General features: G+C 69.7%; 18 protein-coding genes. 6 read left to right on the top strand and 12 right to left on the bottom strand.

From position 1 onward, the window contains the following. Positions 1 to 34 precede the first annotated feature (34 nt). Positions 35 to 1,345 (bottom strand): MATE family efflux transporter, encoded by a 1,311-nt coding sequence (locus ACFY2X_RS04190; RefSeq protein WP_389931987.1) that lies wholly within the window; start codon positions 1,343 to 1,345, stop codon positions 35 to 37. Between the two features lie 338 nt (positions 1,346 to 1,683). Between ACFY2X_RS04190 and dnaB the strand changes: the two genes are divergently transcribed. Further along, the gene (gene dnaB, locus ACFY2X_RS04185; protein ID WP_389931985.1) at positions 1,684 to 3,039 is read left to right on the top strand and encodes a replicative DNA helicase; all 1,356 of its coding nucleotides are present in this window, start codon (positions 1,684 to 1,686) and stop codon (positions 3,037 to 3,039) included. A gap of 59 nt (positions 3,040 to 3,098) precedes the next feature. Here dnaB and ACFY2X_RS04180 read toward each other — a convergent pair whose 3' ends face one another. Beyond that, entirely contained in the window at positions 3,099 to 3,587 is a 489-nt protein-coding gene (locus tag ACFY2X_RS04180) for a DUF1772 domain-containing protein (RefSeq protein WP_389931984.1), read from the bottom strand. A 113-nt stretch (positions 3,588 to 3,700) separates the two neighbouring features. Continuing rightward, positions 3,701 to 4,528 carry an NmrA family transcriptional regulator gene (locus ACFY2X_RS04175; RefSeq protein ID WP_389931982.1) on the bottom strand — a complete coding sequence of 276 codons (828 nt, stop codon included), beginning with the start codon at positions 4,526 to 4,528 and terminating at the stop codon, positions 3,701 to 3,703. Between the two features lie 82 nt (positions 4,529 to 4,610). Here ACFY2X_RS04175 and ACFY2X_RS04170 point away from each other — a divergent pair, with 82 nt between their 5' ends. Further along, positions 4,611 to 5,627: an AraC family transcriptional regulator gene (locus ACFY2X_RS04170; RefSeq protein WP_389931981.1), complete on the top strand. Its 1,017-nt coding sequence runs from the start codon at positions 4,611 to 4,613 to the stop codon at positions 5,625 to 5,627. A gap of 84 nt (positions 5,628 to 5,711) precedes the next feature. On the opposite strand, the gene ACFY2X_RS04165 is transcribed toward ACFY2X_RS04170, so the two are convergent. After that, a complete protein-coding gene (locus ACFY2X_RS04165) occupies positions 5,712 to 7,037 on the bottom strand; it encodes a PLP-dependent aminotransferase family protein (protein WP_389931979.1) in 1,326 nt (441 codons plus the stop codon). Between the two features lie 112 nt (positions 7,038 to 7,149). Between ACFY2X_RS04165 and ACFY2X_RS04160 the strand changes: the two genes are divergently transcribed. Beyond that, positions 7,150 to 8,070 carry a branched-chain amino acid transaminase gene (locus ACFY2X_RS04160; protein WP_389931977.1) on the top strand — a complete coding sequence of 307 codons (921 nt, stop codon included), beginning with the start codon at positions 7,150 to 7,152 and terminating at the stop codon, positions 8,068 to 8,070. A gap of 42 nt (positions 8,071 to 8,112) precedes the next feature. On the opposite strand, the gene ACFY2X_RS04155 is transcribed toward ACFY2X_RS04160, so the two are convergent. The 3 genes from ACFY2X_RS04155 to ACFY2X_RS04145 all read right to left on the bottom strand — a co-directional run bounded on the left by ACFY2X_RS04155 (position 8,113) and on the right by ACFY2X_RS04145 (position 10,561). After that, positions 8,113 to 9,033, bottom strand: coding sequence for a CHRD domain-containing protein (locus tag ACFY2X_RS04155; protein WP_389931975.1), 921 nt, complete (start codon positions 9,031 to 9,033; stop codon positions 8,113 to 8,115). 206 nt (positions 9,034 to 9,239) lie between these two features. Continuing rightward, on the bottom strand, positions 9,240 to 9,965 hold the full coding sequence (locus ACFY2X_RS04150; RefSeq protein WP_389931973.1) for an anti-sigma factor family protein: 726 nt from the start codon (positions 9,963 to 9,965) through the stop codon (positions 9,240 to 9,242). Beyond that, positions 9,962 to 10,561, bottom strand: a complete 600-nt coding sequence (locus ACFY2X_RS04145) for a sigma-70 family RNA polymerase sigma factor (protein ID WP_389931971.1) — start codon at positions 10,559 to 10,561, stop codon at positions 9,962 to 9,964. Before ACFY2X_RS04145 ends, ACFY2X_RS04150 begins: the two co-directional genes overlap by 4 nt. Before the next feature lie 239 nt (positions 10,562 to 10,800). Between ACFY2X_RS04145 and ACFY2X_RS04140 the strand changes: the two genes are divergently transcribed. After that, positions 10,801 to 12,231, top strand: coding sequence for a serine hydrolase domain-containing protein (locus ACFY2X_RS04140; protein WP_389931969.1), 1,431 nt, complete (start codon positions 10,801 to 10,803; stop codon positions 12,229 to 12,231). On the opposite strand, the gene ACFY2X_RS04135 is transcribed toward ACFY2X_RS04140, so the two are convergent. Beyond that, positions 12,202 to 12,693, bottom strand: coding sequence for an Lrp/AsnC family transcriptional regulator (locus tag ACFY2X_RS04135; protein ID WP_389931967.1), 492 nt, complete (start codon positions 12,691 to 12,693; stop codon positions 12,202 to 12,204). The genes ACFY2X_RS04140 and ACFY2X_RS04135 overlap by 30 nt on opposite strands. Positions 12,694 to 12,795: 102 nt before the next feature. Between ACFY2X_RS04135 and ACFY2X_RS04130 the strand changes: the two genes are divergently transcribed. Further along, positions 12,796 to 13,701, top strand: a complete 906-nt coding sequence (locus tag ACFY2X_RS04130) for an SMP-30/gluconolactonase/LRE family protein (protein ID WP_389931966.1) — start codon at positions 12,796 to 12,798, stop codon at positions 13,699 to 13,701. On the opposite strand, the gene ACFY2X_RS04125 is transcribed toward ACFY2X_RS04130, so the two are convergent. The 4 genes from ACFY2X_RS04125 to ACFY2X_RS04110 all read right to left on the bottom strand — a co-directional run bounded on the left by ACFY2X_RS04125 (position 13,702) and on the right by ACFY2X_RS04110 (position 16,773). Next, positions 13,702 to 14,454, bottom strand: coding sequence for an SDR family NAD(P)-dependent oxidoreductase (locus ACFY2X_RS04125; protein ID WP_389931965.1), 753 nt, complete (start codon positions 14,452 to 14,454; stop codon positions 13,702 to 13,704). It abuts the gene before it with no gap. Between the two features lie 24 nt (positions 14,455 to 14,478). Continuing rightward, positions 14,479 to 15,060: a TetR/AcrR family transcriptional regulator gene (locus ACFY2X_RS04120; RefSeq protein ID WP_389931963.1), complete on the bottom strand. Its 582-nt coding sequence runs from the start codon at positions 15,058 to 15,060 to the stop codon at positions 14,479 to 14,481. An 82-nt stretch (positions 15,061 to 15,142) separates the two neighbouring features. Beyond that, positions 15,143 to 15,877 carry an ABC transporter permease gene (locus tag ACFY2X_RS04115; RefSeq protein WP_389931961.1) on the bottom strand — a complete coding sequence of 245 codons (735 nt, stop codon included), beginning with the start codon at positions 15,875 to 15,877 and terminating at the stop codon, positions 15,143 to 15,145. After that, a complete protein-coding gene (locus ACFY2X_RS04110) occupies positions 15,874 to 16,773 on the bottom strand; it encodes an ABC transporter ATP-binding protein (RefSeq protein ID WP_389931959.1) in 900 nt (299 codons plus the stop codon). Before ACFY2X_RS04110 ends, ACFY2X_RS04115 begins: the two co-directional genes overlap by 4 nt. A gap of 133 nt (positions 16,774 to 16,906) precedes the next feature. On the opposite strand from ACFY2X_RS04110, the gene ACFY2X_RS04105 reads away from it, so the two are divergent. Further along, a complete protein-coding gene (locus ACFY2X_RS04105) occupies positions 16,907 to 18,433 on the top strand; it encodes a sensor histidine kinase (protein WP_389931957.1) in 1,527 nt (508 codons plus the stop codon). Position 18,434: the final 1 nt, after the last annotated feature.

Raw genomic sequence — 18,434 nt, 5'->3', positions numbered from 1 at the left:
AGGGGCAGCTGGTTACGTGGTGGACACTGCCAGGTCACGCACCGGTCACCAGCCACGCGGAGCCCCGGGCGCGCGACCCCAGAGCGATCAGCCGGGCCGTCAGCCACACCCCGAGCGCCAGCCACAGCGCGACCAGTCCGCCACCGGTGACGACCACCAGCAGCGCGGCGGGCAGGTAGGCGAGTGCCGTCCATAGCTGCGCCCAGGCAAGATAACGCTGGTCACCCGCGCCGATCAAGACCCCGTCGAGCACGAAGACCGCCCCGCCGACCGGCTGCAGGATCGCCACCAGCCAGAGCAGGTCGAGCAACTCCCTGGCCACCGCCGGCTCCGCGTCGAACAGTCCAGGCACGAACGGCCTGGCCGCCAGGAGCAGGAGCCCGAGAACCACGCCGGAGCCGACCCCCCAGGTCACCATCCTCCGGGTCGCCTCCCGGGTCTCCTCCACGTCACCGCCGCCCAGGGCGCGACCGGTGATGGACTGCCCGGCGATGGCGATCGCGTCCAGGGCGAACCCGAGCAGGGTCCAGATCCTCGCGGCGATCGTGTGAGCCTCGATCTGCCCCTCTCCCATGCGGGTGGCCAGGGCGGTCGCGACGGCCAGCACCGCCTGCAGGCACAGCGCGCGGATGACCAGGGCGACTCCGGCGGACCCCGCGGACCTGATGCCCGCCAGATCGGGACGGAGCGGCGCCCTGTGCCGTCCGAACATCAGGGCGAGATAGACGGCGGCGGCCAGTGACTGGGCCAGCACCGTGCCCCAGGCCGAGCCCGCGATGCCCCACCCCAGGCCCAGGACGAACGCCGCGTTGAGCACCGCGTTGAGCGCGAATGCCCCCACGGACACCAGCAGCGGGGTCGTGGCGTCCTGCATGCCGCGCAGCACGCCGGTTCCGGCGAGCACCAGCAACATGGAAGGGACACCCAGCAGGCTGATCCTCAGGTAGGTCACCGCCTGCCGGGCGAGCTCGCCCTCGGCGCCGATCAGATGGACGAGCCAGGGGGCGAGCGGCCACACGACCGCGATGATCGCCAGCCCGACACCGGCGGCCAGCCAGAGGCCGTCCACCCCCTGCCGGATCGCCTGCCGGGTGTTGCCCGCGCCGACCTGCCGCGCCACCGCCGCCGTCGTGCCGTAGGCCAGGAAGATGCACAACCCCACCAGGACGCTGAGCACGGTGCTGGCCACCCCCAGCGCGCCGAGCGCCGGTGCGGGCAGGCGGCCGACGATGACGGTGTCCGTCAGCAGGAACAGCGGCTCGGCGACCAGGGCTCCGAAGGCCGGGACAGCCAGCCGGAGGATCTGCCTGTCGTGGTCGCTGCCGACTCTGAGGGTAAGAGGCACAGGCCTATTCTGCCTATTACCCCCGACAATTTCCCAAGCGGACGAAGACGAGTGAGCCGTACGGTGTGAGAGAGGTCTCGGCGTGTCGCCCCAACTTTCTTTCCTCCACAGGCAGTGGATGACGTTTTCGCTGGCCAGACGGGATTTCCACACCGGAGACAAGAGTTATCCACAGCACTGTCCCCAGGGTGCCCACACCTGTTGGGGAGAACTGCACACGTTATCCACACCTCTGTCGACAGGTCGCGTTGCCACTTGGTGCGGAGAGCGGCGAGACTGTCAGACTGGTCGGTTACAACTAGAGATACCGTAAGTGCGTTCGAATGAAGGGGTGTGCGGTGAGCATTGCAGAGCCACCTGTCTTCGAACCGGGATTCGAGCGCACGCCGCCGAACAACATCGAGGCCGAGCAGTCCGTCCTCGGTGGCATGCTCCTGTCGAAGGACGCCATCGCCGATGTGGTCGAGATCCTGCGGTCCGACGACTTCTACCGCCCGGCCCACCAGATCATCTACGACATCATCACCGACCTCTACGGCCGCGGTGACCCCGCCGACGCCGTCACCATCTTCGACGAGCTGCAAAAACGCGGCGAGGTCGCCCGGGTCGGCGGCGGCGCCTATCTCCACACGCTGACCGCCGTCGTTCCCACCGCAGCGAACGCCGGATACTACGCGCGGATCGTCCGCGAGCAGGCCATCCTCCGGCGCCTGATCGAGGCCGGTACCCGCATCGTCTCCTACGGGTACGGCGGGCAGGACGAGGAGGTCGACGACCTCGTCGACCGCGCCCAGGCCGAGATCTACAAGGTCACCGAGCGCCGCACCTCCGAGGACTACATCCCCCTGGCCGAGATCATGCCGGGCGCCCTCGACGAACTGGAGGCCATCGGCGGCCGAAGCGGCCAGATGGTCGGTGTCCCCACGGGTTTCCAGGACCTCGATGCCCTCACCAACGGTCTCCACCCCGGCCAGATGATCGTGGTGGCCGCGCGACCGGCCATCGGCAAGTCGACTTTGGGGCTGGATTTCGCCAGATCTGCCGCTATCAAGCACGGCATGACGACTGTCGTCTTCTCGCTGGAAATGTCCCGCAATGAGATCACGATGCGTCTGCTGTCCGCCGAGGCGCGGGTGTCGCTGCAGAACATGCGCTCGGGCACGATGACCGACGACGACTGGGCCAAGCTGGCCCGGCGGATGGGCGAGGTGGCCGAGGCTCCGCTGTTCATCGACGACTCGCCCAACATGTCGATGATGGAGATCCGGGCCAAGTGCCGCCGCCTCAAACAGCGCAACGACCTGCGCTTCGTCATCATCGACTATCTGCAGCTGATGTCCTCGCCGAAGAAGACCGAGAGCCGCCAGAACGAGGTCTCCGAGATCTCCCGGGCCATCAAGCTGCTGGCCAAGGAGCTGGAGGTTCCGGTCATCGCGATCTCCCAGCTGAACCGTGGTCCCGAGCAGCGGACCGACAAGCGCCCCATGGTCAGCGACCTTCGCGAATCTGGATCCATCGAGCAGGATGCGGACATGGTCATCCTTCTGCACCGGGAAGACGCATACGAGCGCGAGTCACCCCGTGCGGGTGAGGCCGACCTTATAGTGGCCAAGCACCGTAACGGCCCCACCGCCACGGTGACCGTGGCCTTCCAGGGGCATTACAGCCGCTTCGTCGACATGGCGCCTCACTGAGAAACCGGTCACTGGGAAACCGGCCCCGGGGTCTGGGCCCCGGGTCGCTCTTCGCCGGGTCAGCTGACGCCGCCGCGGAGGAGGGCCCAGATGAGACAGCCGAACGCGGCCGTGGACGTCACCGCCCGGACGAGGTTCCAGCGGACCCACGTGGCTTCGAACTGCTCGCGCACCGCCGCGAGGTCGGTGATGCGGTCGGGTGCTCCGGCCGCGGCGAGCTGGTCGTTGAGCGGCACGTTGAAGACGACCGTGATGATGAACGTCGCCCCGTACAGCACGAGGGCGGCCACGATCCAGGGAAGCGCGGACCGCCCGCCTCCGCCGAGATGAAGCGCCCCGGCCAGGGCGGTCAGCGCCAGTGCGCCCATGAAGCTGGCGAAGAACCAGCCGTTGAGGATGCTCACGTTGATCGACTGCATCGCGCTGACGAAGGTCCGGTCGTCTGTCCGGCCCAGACCGATCATGACGGAGCAGGAGTACGCGTAGAACAGGCCGGCGATGAGCCCCATGGACAGCGTGGCAGCGGCCAACGCGACACTTCTCACCATTTCAAACATCACACCCTCCGTGGCAGAGCCCGGCTTCCGGCGAAGAAGCCGGGCATGTTTCTGTGCGGGCTCTCGAAACGTCTCGGCCTCGCCGCCCGTGGAGCCCGGTCGCGTCACCCGTTCCAGACACCGGTGGCGGCGGCGTCCCGGGCGTAGTCGGCGAAGTCCCGGGGCTGCCTGCCCAGGGCACGCTGGATGCCGTCCTCCAGGTGGGCGTTACGGCCGTCCAGGACCTTGGTGAACAGCTCGGCCAGCATCGTCGCCTCCTCGGCCGGCACGCCGTGCTCCGTGAGCGCCTGCGCGTATTCCTCGGGAGAGACCGGGATGTACTGCACCGGCCTGCCGGAGGCCTTGGCGATCTCCTCGGCCGCGTCGGCGAAGGTCAGCAGCCGGGGGCCGGTCAGCTCGTACACCTGGCCCGCGTGCCCGTCCTCCGTCAGCGCCGCGACCGCGACGTCGGCGATGTCGTCGGCGTCGACGAACGGCTCCGCCACGTTCCCGGCGGGGAAGGCGACCACCCCGCTGAGCACCGGCTCCAGCAGGTAGTACTCGTTGAAGTTCTGGCAGAACCAGCTCGCCCGCAGGATCGTCCAGTCGGCGCCGGACTCCTGCAACGCCCGCTCGCTGACCTGGGCCTCTTCCTCGCCCCGGCCGGACAGCAGCACCAGCCGCCGGGCCCCGCTGCTCACCGCCAGCTCGGAGAACGCGCGGATCGAGGCGGCGGCCGCGGGGGACACCAGGTCCGGGTAGTACGTCACGTAGACCGCTCCCACACCTTCAAGCGCGGGCGCCCACGTGGACTGGTCGTTCCAGTCGAAGGGCGGGGTGCCGGACCGGGAGCCGATCCGCACCGGCAGGCCAAGGGCCGTGAGTCGCTCTGCCACCCGGCGTCCGGTCTTGCCCGTGCCGCCCAGGACCAACGTTGTCGTCTTCTCTTCCATGCCCATAAGTAAAGTGCCCGGAGATGAGACAAACCATGGTTGAAACGCGCAGTTCCATGTTTAAGCGTCTAAGGTGTGATGCATGGATGCACTCGCGGGTCTTCTGGACGGGCCGAGAGCCCGAGGAGCCTTCCTGCTCCGCTCGATCCTCACCCCACCCTGGTCCCTGCGAATCCAGGACCGGGCACCGCTCACGCTGGTCGCCATGCTGCGGGGTGAGGCCTGGGTGATCCCCGACAGCGGCGAAACGGTACGGATGCACCCCGGGGACGTCGCGATCATGCGTGGTCCGGATCCTTACACGATCGCCGACGACCCGGCTACCCCTCCCCACGTGGTGATTCACCCCGGGCAGCACTGCACCACCTTGGCGGGCGAGCCTCTGGCCCAGGAGATGGATCTGGGCGTTCGCACCTGGGGCAACAGCCCGGACGGCTCCACGGTGATGCTCACCGGCACTTATCAGATGCACGGGGAGATCAGCCGGCGGCTGCTCGCGGCGCTGCCACCGCTGCTGGTCCTTCCCGACGACGCCTGGGACTGCCCCCTCATCCCGCTGCTCGATGAAGCGATCGTCAGGGATGACCCGGGACAGGAGGCTGTCCTCGACCGCTTGCTCGACCTGCTGCTCATCGCCGTGCTCCGGGCGTGGTTCTCCCGCCCGGAGGCGGAAACCCCGGCCTGGTACCGCGCCCACAGCGACCCCGTGGTGGGTCGTGCCCTGCGGATGCTCCACAACAATCCAGCCCACCCCTGGACGGTGGCCGCACTGGCCGACAGGACCGGCGTCTCCCGCGCGTCGCTGGCGCGTCGCTTCACCGACATGGTCGGCGAGCCGCCCATGTCGTTCCTGACCGGCTGGAGGCTGGCCCTGGCGGCCGACCTGCTACGCGAGACCGACGCCACCATCGGAGCGGTGGCCCGGCAGGTCGGCTACGGCAGTTCCTTCGCGCTCAGTGCCGCCTTCAAGCGCACATTCGGTATCAGCCCACAGGAGCACCGCGCTCTGAAGGCTCAGGACATCGGAGAGGAGGAGAGTCATCCGTTCGTGCATGTCCCCGTTCGGGGCGCTCGCTGGCGAGAACGGCAGAACGCCTGATTCGCGTGTCCCCACGTGATGATCAGACTTCTTGGAATCACGCGTCCGGCGGCCTGCCGTCCAGCGCCCGCGGGGTGATACTTCCTAGCCGCGCTCTCTCCAGGCGCCGACCAGGCCCGCGACGGCCTGGTCGAGCAGCACGGGCGGGAGCGCGAAGCTGAGGCGCAGGCGGTCGCGGTGACGGCCGTCGGCGGAGAAGAGCGAGCCGGGAGCGACGGCGACGCCGTACCGGCGGGTGAGGGCGGCGAAGCGGTCGGTGTCGACGCCGGGCAGGCGGGCCCACAGGGACATGCCGCCGCGCGGGCGCTCCCAGGTCCACTCGGGGAGCGCGGCGGCGAGCGCGGCGGTGAGGTAGTCGCGGCGGCCGGCCAGCTCGGCGCGCCAGGCGGCGACGGGGTTGCGTTCGAGCAACTCGGCCGCCAGACGCTGGGAGACGGCGCTCGTGGCCAGGTCGGTGTCCTGTTTGGCCTCGGCCAGCCGGGCGAGCAGCGGCTCGGCCGCACCCAGCCAGCCGACCCGCAGTCCGCCCCACAGCACTTTGGACAGCGAGCCCACGGTGACCGTGCCGTGGGGGTGGGCGTCCGCGAGCGGCGCCGGGGGGTCGCCCTCGTACACCAGCTCCGTGAGGGTCCGGTCCTCGACGATCACCACGTCCTCGGCGCGGGCGAGCTCGGCCACGTGCCGCAGGTCGAGGACCGCGCCCGTGGGATTGTTGACGCTGACGACGTAGACGACCTCGGGCCTGTGCAGCTCGATCGCCGCGCGGACCGCCCGCGGGTCCGTCAGGTCGACGGGAACGGCGTGCGCCCCCGCCCGCTTGAAGACCGAGAGCGCGCCGCCGTACGTCGGATTCTCGACCAGCACCCTGTCACCTGGTCGCAACAGGACCCTCGCGGCCAGATCGATGCCCTGCTGGGCGCCGCCGGTGATCAGCACGTCTCCGCCCAGCAGCGCGCGCAGGCGGGGGTCGCCTTCGGCGTCGTACCCGTGGCCGCTGGGGGTGCGCAGGAGCGCGGCCACCTCAATCGGCGGCAGGACCAGGTGCGAGGGGTCGGGCACGACGGAGGTCGAAAGGTCGGCGAGGACGGTGCCCGCGCGCAGCAGTCCTGAGAAGGACGGCGTGCCCGTGGGGGGAGCTTCGCGCAGGTAGGTCCCGCTGCCGTGGCGGCGCTCGCACAGCCCCGTCTCGCACAGGGTGTTGAAGGCGGCGGCGACCGTGCCGCGGCTGATGCCGACGGCCTGGGCGAGGTCGCGTTCGGACGGCAGCCTGCTGCCGGGGGCCAGCGCGCCGATCTCGGCGAGGTCGCTCAGCGCCCCGGCGAGCCTGCGGCTGGGCGGCTCCTTGCCCTCGCGCAGCCGTAGCCGCTCGCGGACGAGGACGGCGAACCTGTTCAGATCCTCACTTCCCACCGAGCCATTGTGCCTCTCTTGCGTGGCTTGGTAGGTCATCGATACCTTTGCCACTTAGCTGAGAAGTGGCACATTTATGTGAAATTGAGCAAGCCACTCAAGGAGGACGCTCATGGCGCTGCCCGAGGCTGAGGCGATCTGGATGGACGGCACGCTGGTGCCGTGGGGGGAAGCGCGCGTCCACGTGCTGTCGCATGCCCTGCACTACGGCACCGCCGTACTGGAGGGCACCAAGGTGCACGACACACCGGACGGGCCTGCGGTCTTCCGGCTCGACGCCCACCTGGCCAGGCTCTACCGGAGCGCCAAGATCATCGGTCTTGCCGTGCCGTACGCCTACGGCGAGCTGCACGCCGCCACCCTGGAGACGGTCGCGGCCAACGGCCACTCCTCCTGCTACATCCGCCACCTCGTCCACCGCGGGTACGGCGAGATGGGCATCTCCGCGCGAGACTGCCCCGTCAGCGTCTCGATCGCGACCTGGGAGTGGGGCGCCTACCTGGGCGAGGGAGTGCGGCTGATGACCAGTTCCTGGCGCCGTAACGACCCCTCGGTGGTTCCCACCGTCGCCAAGGCGACAGGCCCCTACCTGAACTCGGTCCTGGCCAAAGCCGAGGCGCTGGACGCGGGCTTCGACGAGGCCGTGCTGCTCAACGCCGCCGGAAACGTGAGCGAGTGCACGGGCGCCAACCTGTTCCTCGTCAGCGACGGGGCACTCGTGACCCCGCCCTCCAGCGCGGGGGCCCTTGAGGGCATCACCCAGGACACCGTCGAGCGGCTCGCCGCCGACCTCGGCCTGCCCGCCCGGCGGCGTGACATCCTCCGCGCCGAGCTCTACACGGCCGACGAGGTGTTCCTGTGCGGGACGGCCGCCGGGATCGTGTCCGTGGCCTCCGTCGACCGCCGCGAGATCGGCGCGGAGGGTCCGGTGACCGCCAAGCTCAAAGCCGCCTACGAGGCGGCCGTGCACGGCCGCGACGACCGCTACCGTGACTGGCTCACCCCGGTCGGTCAGGACGTGCCTGCCTCGTGATACGGCAGCCGGGCGATTCCCGGCTGCCGTCACGACCCCGGACTACCAGGCGCTGTGAGACGCGTAGAGCTGGCCGCGCACCGCGCCGCCGTCGAATTCCGTGGTGTGCAGGTTGGTGTACCAGTTCTTGGGGTTCTTCTTGATTCCCCGGGCGATGTCGGGCTTCACCGGCGCGGTGCCGGCGATCCCGGTGACGGACGCGGGCAGCCCGTCCGTGTCGGCGAACAGGTCGGCCACGACCGGGCCGTTCTTCCCCTTCTCGCCCCGGTGGATGTGCCCGTTGGTGGGGGCGGCGATCCCGGCCCAGACGGTGGCGTAGCGCAGCTTCGCGCCGTGGACGCCGACGAGCCACTGAGCCTGGCCGTCGGGGTCGCCGACCTTCTTGCCGTCGGCGGGCACCTCCTGGGCACCGTCGGCCTTGGCATGGAGCGAGGGATGGGTCCCGTCGGCCAGGATCGCGGCCAGGTCGACCGGGTTGATCCTGTACAGCTGGGCGCGCACCGCTCCGCCGGGGAACTCGCCGGTGTGCAGGTTGAGATACCAGTTCTTCGGGTTCTTCCTGATCCCGGCCAGCAGATCGCCGTCGTCGACCTTGACGGAGCCGGCCACGGCCTCCGCGCTTCCCGGCAGGGCCTCGCCGAAGAAGCCGATCTTGACGTCGCCGTTGACACCGGCCTTGCCCTGGTGGATGTGGAAGGCGGTGGGCGCGGCCGTCCTCTTCCAGCGCACGGCGTAGGAAACCCTGTTGCCGCTGATGCGGATCACGGCGTAGGCGCTGCCGTTCTTGTCGCCCACGGCCGGGCCGTTCTTGGCGGGCACCTCGTTCGCCCCGACGAGGCGGGCGGCGAAGTAGGCGTCCGAGAACTCCGTGGTCCCGGCCTGCGCTGCGGCCGGAGCCAGTGCGGCGGCGGTCAGGGCGGTGGCGAGGGCCATTCCGGGAAGGGCGAGGGCGCGCTTGAACATGATGAACCTCTCATCGACGTGCGGTGACTGAAGCCGTTGTGCTGTTCCGCCTGTTGTACGGCGCGCCGAGCGTGAGAGGTTCAAGCCGCGAATCCGTAAAATTACACACTCCCGATGGCCGAAGAAAAAGCCCTCTCGCCAGGCGAGAGGGCTAGGTAAGGGTTGCGCGGGCGGTGTCGTGGGTTGTGTGAGGCGGTGTCGCGGTGTCACACGTCGACGGTGAGCAACGTTCCGCCACCGGTCGCGCTCACCTCGAAACGGTCGATCTCACCGGGTGAGAACGCGGTCCCGCCGTGCACGTAAAGCGGTTCCGGGGAGCCGGGGACCCCGTATCCCTTCTCCGGCACCGCCCATCCGGTGACGACCCGTCTTTCACCGGTCTTGGAGACGGCGACCAGCTCGCACTCCAGCGGTCCCCTGACGCCCTTGAGTTCGAGAGCGGCATGGGTGCCCCAGGCCTTCGTCTCCAGCACCAGGCCGCCGGAGACACCGGAAACGCCGGTTCCCGCGATCGGCTTTCCCTGCCTGTAGAACTCCTCCGCCGGGCCGTGCGCGCTGTGGTGGCCACCCGGCGCGGCCCCGCCGCCGGAGATCGTCGCGCCCACCGTGACCCCGCCGCCGACCAGGACGACGGCCGCGGCGGCGCCGAGCAGGAACGTTCTCCTGCGGGCGCGCCGATCGGCCGCCTGCTTCCGCCGGATCAGGTCGATCACCTGGGCCGGGGCCTCCCCGGCGCGGTCGCCGCCCTTGTCCTCCTCGTCCTCGACGGGCTCGATGCCGACGAGGGCGGCCGCCGTGCCGGACAGCTCGGCCAGCTCCGCCGTACAGGAGGGGCAGCCGGAAAGGTGCGCGGAGAAGGCGCGGCGGTCGGCCTCCTCAAGCAGCCCGAGGGCGTAGGCGCCCACGTCGGTGTGCTCCACCTGCGAGCTCATGCCGTCACCCCCCTCTCCTCCAGTGCGACACGCAGCGCGCGGAGGGCGTAGTAGACCCGGGACTTCACGGTGCCCACCGGGATGCCGAGCACGTCGGCGGCCTCGTTCACCGATCGGTCCCGGAGGATCGTCTCGTTCAGGATCTCGCGGTGAGCGGGCGACAAGGACTTGAGCGCGTCCGACACGATCACCTGGTGCAGGAGACCTTCCGTCTGATCGGGCATCGGCACACCCTCCAGAGGTCCGTCACCCGCCTCGTGGGGACGTGCGTCCTTACGGCGTTGGTCGTCGATCACGATACGCCGGGCGACCGTCGCCAGCCAAGGCATCAGGGAGGAGGCCGCCGAGTCGAACCGGTCGGCACTGCGCCATGCCCTGACCATGGTCTCCTGCACCACGTCCTCGGCCCACTGCAGATCGCCCCAGGTGAGCCGTACGACGAAGGAGAGCAGCGGCTGGTGGTACTCGCGGTACAGCTCCGAAACGATCAACTCGTCGTCCGAGGTCCTGGCCGGACGCAGGTCACGAAGCCGGCTCCGTTTCCCGCCCGGTCCGCGGGAGGCGTTCACCATGGGCTCGGCTCCGATCATGATCACGCCCCCTTCTCAGGCGCGGCGGCCTGGCGATTCCGGCGTCAGCAGGCAGTACGGGGCCGGATCCGCGGAGGGTTCAAACGGATTGCAGGGAATTTTTCCGGAGCGCTCCCACCTGCCGGGTTCCGGCTCCAGACCTGACGAAAGTCGGGGGTCGGTCCTGCCGATCGTGCCATGTGAGGAGACCCCCTCGATCATTAGCTTCGTGGCCGTACGAACTGGAAAACCCGAAGGACGGCCTTGTGAACGCCCGGATATTTGTCGTTGGCGCCGCTCTGATCGCACCCCTGGCGGTGGGCCCGGCCGCGTCCGGCGCCTCGCTGACCACCGCGAACGTCGACCGGTACGTCAAGGAGTACATGGAGCGGACCGGGCTCCCCGGCGCGATCGTCACGGTCACCAAGGGCGATCAGGTGGTGCACGCCGCCGGGTACGGTCGCGACGCGTACGGCAAGGCCATCACCCGGGACACGCCGATGCCGCTCGCCTCCCTCTCCAAGTCGTTCACCGCCCTGGGGGTGATGCGCCTGGTCGACGCGGGGAAGGTAAATCTGGACGCGCCCGTGCGCCAGTACCTGCCCGAATTCACCATGGCCGATCCACGCGCCGAGAAGATCACCGTCCGGCAGCTGCTGAACCAGACCTCGGGCATGGCCGACTCCACCTTTCCCGAGCTCACGCTCCCCGCGCCGGACACCCTCAAGGATTCTGTCGCGATGCTGCGCGGCGCGAGGCTGGCCGCCCGGCCGGGCACGAAGATGACCTATCACAACCCCAACTACACCGTCGCGGCGCGCCTGGTCGAGGTGGTGGCCGGGAAGCCGTTCGCCGACTACATGGCCGCCGAGGTGTTTCGCCCGTTCGGCATGCGCTCGACCACCACCGTCGACACCACGGCCCAGCTGCCCGGCGAGGCCAGGGGCTACATCCGGGCCTACCGCCAGGTGATACCGCGCTCCCACCCCAGATGGTTCGTCAACGGCGGCTTCGGCGTCGTGAGCACCGCCGGCGACATGGCGCACTGGCTGATCAAGCAGAACGGCGGCGACAGGGCGGTCCAGGCCACCCACACGCCTTCCGCGGTGGCGGGCAGTGACTACGGCATGGGCTGGTGGGCCAGAAAGACCGCCGGGGGCACGCCGATGCTGCAGCACACCGGATGGCTGCTCACCCACAACTCCGCCCAGACGCTCCTGCCGGGCACCGGGTACGGCATCGCCGTCGTCACCAACACCGGGATGATGTCTGGGGACGACAGCTTGATCATCAGCGAGGGCCTGATCGAGCTGGCCGAGGGCAGGACGCCGCCGGTCGCGGAGCCCTTCACCATGACCGCTGACCTCGTGCTCGCGGCGCTCACCCTGGTGGCCGTCGCGCTCGTGCTCGCGGGGGTCTTCCGCGCCCGCGCCTGGGCCGGTCGCGTGGGCGGCCGCCCGCTGTGGCGGATCGCGATACGGCTCGCGCCGTACGCGCTGCCGGTCGTGGCCTTCGCCACCCTGGCCGACCTGCTGGGCCTCCTGATGAACCGGTCCGGCACCCTGGACCAGATCACCTACGCCTGGCTCGCCCTGTATGTCTTCTTCGCGGCTATGGCCCTGGCCGGTGCGGGGGTCATCGCCGCGCGCACCGTCCACCTGATCCGCTCACGGCTCCACCACCGGCCGCCGCGCTGACAGGTCGCGCGGGCTGTCGCCCCGGGGGTCGAGGGGACGTTCGAAGAAGGTCTCCAGCACGACCACCGTCTGGGTGCTGGTGACCCCGGGGACGTCGTGCAGGTGCCTGAGCACGGCCTGCAGGTCTTCGGGGCTGGACGTGCGCACCTTGACCAGCAGGGAGGCGGCTCCGGCGACGATGTGAGCCTCCTCGATCCAGGGCAGCGCGGCAAGCGCGGCGGCCGTCTCCGCGCCGCCCATCCACGCGTTCGCGTCGATCATCACGAACGCCGCCACGCCTTTGCCGACCGCCGCCGGGTCGACGTCCACCGACGTCCGCCTGATGACGCCGCGCTGGCGGAGCTTGCGCACGCGCTCGTGGGTGGCTCCGCTGGACAGGCCCACGGCCTCACCGAGCGCCGCGTACGACTGCGTGGCGTCGGCTTGGAGCAGGGCGAGGAGCTCACGATCGATGTTATCCACGACAGACATCGTAGCGCCGAATGTCAATCGGAGATTAACTGGCTTGACCGAATGTCATCCTGTGTTCTTTAGTAATACCGGATGAAATCTGGAGGGTGAGTGATGGAGACGGTTGAGGCGCGCTTCGAGACGCTGGACGACCGGTTCAAGGCATGTCGCGGTGACGACCGGATCGAGCGGCTCTACACGGGGTGCCGATGGGCCGAGGGCCCGGTCTACTTCCCGGCCGGTCGGTTCCTGGTCTGGAGTGACATCCCCAACGACCGGATGCTTCGCTGGGACGAGATGACCGGCGCGGTCGGCCCGTTCCGGCAGCCCGCCGGTTACACCAACGGCAACACCGTCGACCGCGAGGGCCGGCTGGTCTCCTGCGAGCAGGGCAACCGCAGGGTCACCCGGACCGAGCACGACGGCTCCATCACGGTGATCGCCGACCGCTGGGAGGGCAAGCGGCTGAACAGCCCCAACGACGTGGTGGTGAAGTCGGACGGATCGATCTGGTTCACCGACCCGTCCTACGGCATCGACACCGACTACGAGGGCCATCGAGCGGAGAGCGAGATCGGAGCCTGCCACGTCTATCGCGTGGACCCGGTCACCGGGGAGGTCCGGATCGTCGCCGACGACTTCGTCCGCCCCAACGGCCTGGCGTTCTCCGTGGACGAGTCCAGGCTCTACGTCGTCGACACCAGGATCAACCACATCAGGGTGTTCGGGGTGAACGAGGACGGCACGCTCTCCGGCGGTGACGTGCCGGCCAAGTGCACCGCCGGCGTCTTCGACGGCATCCGCGTCGATACCGCCGGGCGGATCTGGGCCGCGGCCGGGGACGGCGTGCACTGCTTCGACCCCGACGGCACGCTGATCGGCAAGATCCACATTCCCGAGGCGGCCGTGTCCAACCTCTGCTTCGGCGGCCTCAAGCGCAACCGGATGTTCATCACGGCCTCGGCCTCGGTCTACTCCATCATGCTCACCGTGAACGGCGCCACCCGGCCTGGGTCCTGATCAGGCGGTGGAGCCGCCGTCCACCACGATGTCGCTGCCGACCACGAAGCCCGCGTCGTCGGAGGCCAGCCAGAGGACGGTGCCGGTGATCTCGTCGAGGGAGCCGACTCGCCCGATCGGGAGCTGGGTCTTCAGGCGAGCCGCCCGGTCGGACTCCGTCTCACCCGGCCGCATGGACATCGCGGTGTCGTGCGGCCCGGGGCTGATCGCGTTGATCCGGATGCCCCGGCCGATGTACTCCAGGGCCGCGGTGCGCGTCAGCGCCGTCACCCCGGCCTTGGACGCGGAGTAGGCGCCGAACCCGGGGAGGCGTTTGTGCTGTCCGATCTGGGAGCTGAAGTTGACGATGACCCCGCCGCCACCGGCCAGCATCGCCGGGATCTCGTGCTTCATCGACAGGAAGACCCCGTTCAGGTTGACGTCGATCACGCGGGCGAAGTCTTCCTCGGCCTGGTCGGCGACCTCGCCGGCGGCGAGCACCCCGGCGTTGTTGATCGCGATGTCCAGCCGGCCGTACCGCTCCATGATCTGCTCGACCAACCCGGCGACCGAGGCGGAGTCGGAGACGTCCGCGCTCAGCGCGGTGGCCCGGCCGCCGTCGGACTCGATCAGCTTCACGGTCTGGTCGAGCGCGTCCCGGCCTCGCGCGGCCACCACGACCTGGGCGCCCTCCCGCGCGAACCCCTGCGCGACGGCCCGGCCGATGCCCGCCCCGCCTCCGGTCACCAAAACCACTTTGTCCTGAAATTTCATGATTATCCCCATATTTTAGATCGATCAGTTCAAAATGGTGAGGGCCTGGGCCGCGGCGTCGCGCAGCCGGGCCGGGTCCGGCGGCCCCTTGGCGACCAGCCGCAGCCCTTGCAGGAAGACCAGCAGGAACCGGGCCAGCGCCCGCGGGTCGCGGTCCCGGGACAGCTCTCCCTGCGCCTGGGCCCGGATGAGCGCCGAGGTCAGCGCGGTCTCCAGCGCGGTCCAGTTCGCATCCACGAACCGGGCCACCTTCTCGTCGCCGGGAAGCATCTCGCCGGCCGCGTTCACGATGGCGCAGCCGCGCCGCCGCTGGTCACGAATGGAATCCTCGGTGTAGAGCTCGACCAGCCCCCGTACGGCCGGCAGCGCGGGCCCCGGCTGCGACAGCATCACCACAGGTGACGGGTCGCGGGTCTCCAGGTAGCGTTCCAGGGCCTTCAGATAGAGCTCGTGCTTGTTTCCGAACGTCGCGTACAGGCTCGCCCGGCCGATTCCCAGATGGTCGACCAGGTCGCTCATGGAGGTCGCCTCATAGCCCCGTTCCCAGAACAGCTCCAACGCGGCCTGAAGGGCGGTCTCCGGGTCGAACTCCTTCGTCCTCGCCATGCGAGAACCGTACGCCTAATAAGAACGATCAGTCAAATAAGGTACGGCCTGCTTCCGAGGAGCAGGCCGTACGGGACCGTGACTACTCCCACCGGAACAGCCGCGTGGCCAGCACACCGGTGACCAGCACGGTCGCCGCCATCACCGCCAGGTGCAGCGGCTGCGGCGCGTGGCCCGCCCACGTGTCGCGGAGTGACTGGGCGAACGGCGCCATCGGCAGGAAGTCGCCGATCCGCCGTACCAGGCCGGGGAGCAGCTCCCGCGGGACCCACATGCCGGCCATGAAGAGCAGCGGGAACATCAGGAGCGAGCCGATGGCGGGAGCGGACTTGGCGCTGGGCGCCATGGCGGCGATCAGCAGGCCCAGGCCGAACATCGAGGCGCTGCCCAGCACGAAGACGCCCACGAACGGCAGCGGGCTCCTGGGCATGGCCACGCCGAGGACGAGGTTGCCCAGGCCGATCAGCAGGGCGGTAGCGACGAGCACCACCGCGATGTTGTTCACGACCTGGGCGACCAGCAGCCGGACCGGGCTGACCGGGGTGGTGGACATCCGGCGCAGCACGCCGTTCTCCCGGTAGGTCACCAGGACGGCCGGCAGCGCGGTCAGCGCCATCGTCACCACGGACAGGATCACCATCATGCCGGGGAGCTGGGTGTCGATCACCCGTTGGCCGCCCAGTTCGGGGCTCGCCTCCTGGAATCCGGGGATGCTTCCCAGCCCCAGCAGGAGCGCGAGGGGAAGCAGGACCGCGAAGATCGGGCCGCTCGGCTCGCGGAGGAAGAGCTTGGCCTCGGTGAGAATCATCTTGTTCATGAGGTGATCTTCTTTCCGGTGAGGGCGAGGAAGGCATCGTCGAGGGTCGCCTGCTCCACCCGGAGGTCGGAGGGGGTCACCCCGGCCGCGGCCAGGGCGGTGGTGACCGCCAGGAGCAGGTCGCCGGTGCCGGTGACCTCGACCTGGCCGCCGCTGCGGCTCACCCCGGTCACCTCGGGCAGGGCACTGAGCACCGCGTCGTCGAAGGCGCGGGAGGACCGGAACCTGACACGCTGTGAATCCCCGATCCGGGACACCAGCCCGGACGGGCTGTCGATGGCGACCACCCGGCCGGAGTCGATCAGCGCGAGCCGGTCGCAGAGCCGCTCGGCCTCCTCCATGAAGTGGGTGACCAGCACGACCGTCACCCCGTCCGCGCGGACCTGCTCGATCAGCTCCCAGGTGTCCCGGCGGGCCTGGGGATCCAGACCGGTGGTCAGCTCGTCCAGGATCGCCACGCGAGGGTTGCCGATCAACGCCAGCGCGATGGACAGCCGCTGCTGCTGGCCGCCGGAGAGCTTGCCGTAGGGGGTGTCCCGCTTGTCCGCGAGTCCCACCCGCTCCATCAGGGCGACCCAGTCCGCGGGCGTCCGGTAGAAGGAGGCGTACAGGTCGAGCGCCTCCCAGACCTTGATCCTCGGGGGCATCGCGGAGCTCTGCAGCTGGACGCCGAGCCGCTCCTTGAGCTTGGTGCCGCTGAGGCCGCCGAGCACCTTCACGGTGCCGGAATCGGGGGTGCGCAGGCCGGCGACGCACTCGACGGTGGTCGTCTTGCCGGCCCCGTTGGGGCCGAGGACGCCGAAAATCTCGCCCTCTTCGACGGCGAACGACACGTCGTCCACCGCGAGCCGGTCGCGGTAGCGCTTTCGGAGGTTGCTGACCTCGATGACCTTCATGCCGACGACGGTAGGAATCCTCCGAGCCGCCCGGAATCCGTCTGGGCACCGGGCAGGGGTGTAGCTATCCCCACCTTCGGGTGGTGTTCAGCGCCAATGGTCACGGCGCGTCCGATCGCCGAGACTTCTGGCCATGAGACGACATGCGGTGATGATCGGCCGGGCTCTGGCACTGGGGCTGCTGGCCCTGGCGGACGTCGTCCTGGCGGCGATCGCCCTGATCGCCGCGGTGATGATGGGGGTAGGCCTGATCCTCCTCTTTCCCCCGCTGATCAAGCTGATCAGGCGCCGCACGATGCTCGCGAGGAAGCTGACCGGCCGGTGGCTGGGCACGGAGGTAGCGCCGTCCTACCTGCCCCCGCCGCCCCCGCCGCGGCCCCAGCCCGACGGCTGGTACCGCTACCAGCGCCAGCTCTACAAGACGCCGTGGTGGCCCGCATGGAACGACCGCATGAGGTGGTTGTTCACCGACCCGGCCACCTGGCGGGACGGCCTGTGGCTGTGCCTGAACCCGGTGATCGCCGGGACGTTCCTGCTGCTGCCCTTCGTCGTGATCGGAGGCTGCCTGGCGGCGCCGTGGTACCCGAGCCCGGTCGCCACACCTGCGGGGTTCGTCGCGGCCCTCGCCGCGGTGGCCGCGACGCCCTGGCTACTGAGGGCGTACGGGTGGTGGAACCACCTGCTGCTGTCGCCCACGGCCAAGGCCCTGCTGGCCGGCCGGGTCCAGCAGCTCGACCAGGCCCGCCTGGAGGCCGCCGACTCCCAGGCGGCCGAGCTGCGGCGGATCGAGCGCGACCTGCACGACGGGGCCCAGGCCAGGCTCGTCGCCATGGGGATGACGCTCGGCGCCGTCGAGGAGCTGATGGACAAGGACCCGGCGGCGGCCAAGGTACTGCTGGCCAAGGTGCGCGACGCCTCCTCCGCGGCGCTCACCGAGCTGCGTGACCTGGTCAGGGGCATTCATCCGCCGGTCCTGGCCGAGCGCGGGCTCGGCGACGCCGTACGGGCTCTGGCGCTGGACAGCCCGCTGAAGGTCACGGTCACCGTCGAGCTGGAGACGCGACCGGACCCGCCCGTCGAGTCGGCGGCCTATTTCTCGATCAGCGAGCTGCTCACCAACGCGACCCGGCACGGCGGCGCCGAACGCGTGTGGATCGACATCAGCCGGCAGGGCCGGACGCTGCGCGTCACCGTCACCGACGACGGCGCGGGCGGCGCGGACCCTTCGCGGGGCAGCGGCCTGCGGGGCGTCGAGCGGCGGCTGGCGGCCTTCGACGGGGTGCTCGCGATCAGCAGCCCGCCGGGCGGCCCGACCACGGCCACGATCGACCTGCCGTACGCGCTGGCCTGGTCGGAGCCTGACGAGAAGGTCCAGATGCCACGCTGGAAGCACGCGGTCGTCGCGTTCGGCTGGGGGCTCGGCTGGCTCCCCCTGTTCCCGCAGGGCCTGGTCGTGATGGTCCTGAAAATCATCGATTTCGAGGAGCGCAGCTGGTTCCTCGCGCTCTACCTGCCCGAGCCGTGGCAGTGGCCGCTGATCGTCTTCAACATCCTCCTGGGCCTCACCATGTACGGCGTGGCCATGGCGATCCCCGCCGTGCACGCGCGCCGGCACTTGATGGCGCGGGCCGCGTCGGCGCGTCTAGGGTTGGACCGGTGAG

The organism is Streptosporangium sp. NPDC000396, from assembly GCF_042898655.1.
Classification (GTDB): Bacteria; Actinomycetota; Actinomycetes; order Streptosporangiales; family Streptosporangiaceae; genus Streptosporangium.
Note: the sequence above shows the minus strand (reverse complement) of the source record. Positions and strands in the feature narration are given on the sequence as shown.

What these genes read in the sequence shown, in the direction of transcription:
- ACFY2X_RS04130 (WP_389931966.1), top strand. Translation starts at nt 12,796, where the DNA reads ATGGAGACGGTTGAGGCGCGCTTCGAGACGCTGGACGACCGGTTCAAG.
- ACFY2X_RS04120 (WP_389931963.1), bottom strand. Translation starts at nt 15,060, where the DNA reads ATGGCGAGGACGAAGGAGTTCGACCCGGAGACCGCCCTTCAGGCCGCG.
- ACFY2X_RS04125 (WP_389931965.1), bottom strand. Translation starts at nt 14,454, where the DNA reads ATGAAATTTCAGGACAAAGTGGTTTTGGTGACCGGAGGCGGGGCGGGC.
- ACFY2X_RS04160 (WP_389931977.1), top strand. Translation starts at nt 7,150, where the DNA reads ATGGCGCTGCCCGAGGCTGAGGCGATCTGGATGGACGGCACGCTGGTG.
- ACFY2X_RS04110 (WP_389931959.1), bottom strand. Translation starts at nt 16,773, where the DNA reads ATGAAGGTCATCGAGGTCAGCAACCTCCGAAAGCGCTACCGCGACCGG.
- ACFY2X_RS04180 (WP_389931984.1), bottom strand. Translation starts at nt 3,587, where the DNA reads ATGGTGAGAAGTGTCGCGTTGGCCGCTGCCACGCTGTCCATGGGGCTC.
- ACFY2X_RS04115 (WP_389931961.1), bottom strand. Translation starts at nt 15,877, where the DNA reads ATGAACAAGATGATTCTCACCGAGGCCAAGCTCTTCCTCCGCGAGCCG.
- ACFY2X_RS04105 (WP_389931957.1), top strand. Translation starts at nt 16,907, where the DNA reads ATGAGACGACATGCGGTGATGATCGGCCGGGCTCTGGCACTGGGGCTG.
- ACFY2X_RS04155 (WP_389931975.1), bottom strand. Translation starts at nt 9,033, where the DNA reads ATGTTCAAGCGCGCCCTCGCCCTTCCCGGAATGGCCCTCGCCACCGCC.
- ACFY2X_RS04175 (WP_389931982.1), bottom strand. Translation starts at nt 4,528, where the DNA reads ATGGAAGAGAAGACGACAACGTTGGTCCTGGGCGGCACGGGCAAGACC.
- ACFY2X_RS04170 (WP_389931981.1), top strand. Translation starts at nt 4,611, where the DNA reads ATGGATGCACTCGCGGGTCTTCTGGACGGGCCGAGAGCCCGAGGAGCC.
- ACFY2X_RS04150 (WP_389931973.1), bottom strand. Translation starts at nt 9,965, where the DNA reads ATGAGCTCGCAGGTGGAGCACACCGACGTGGGCGCCTACGCCCTCGGG.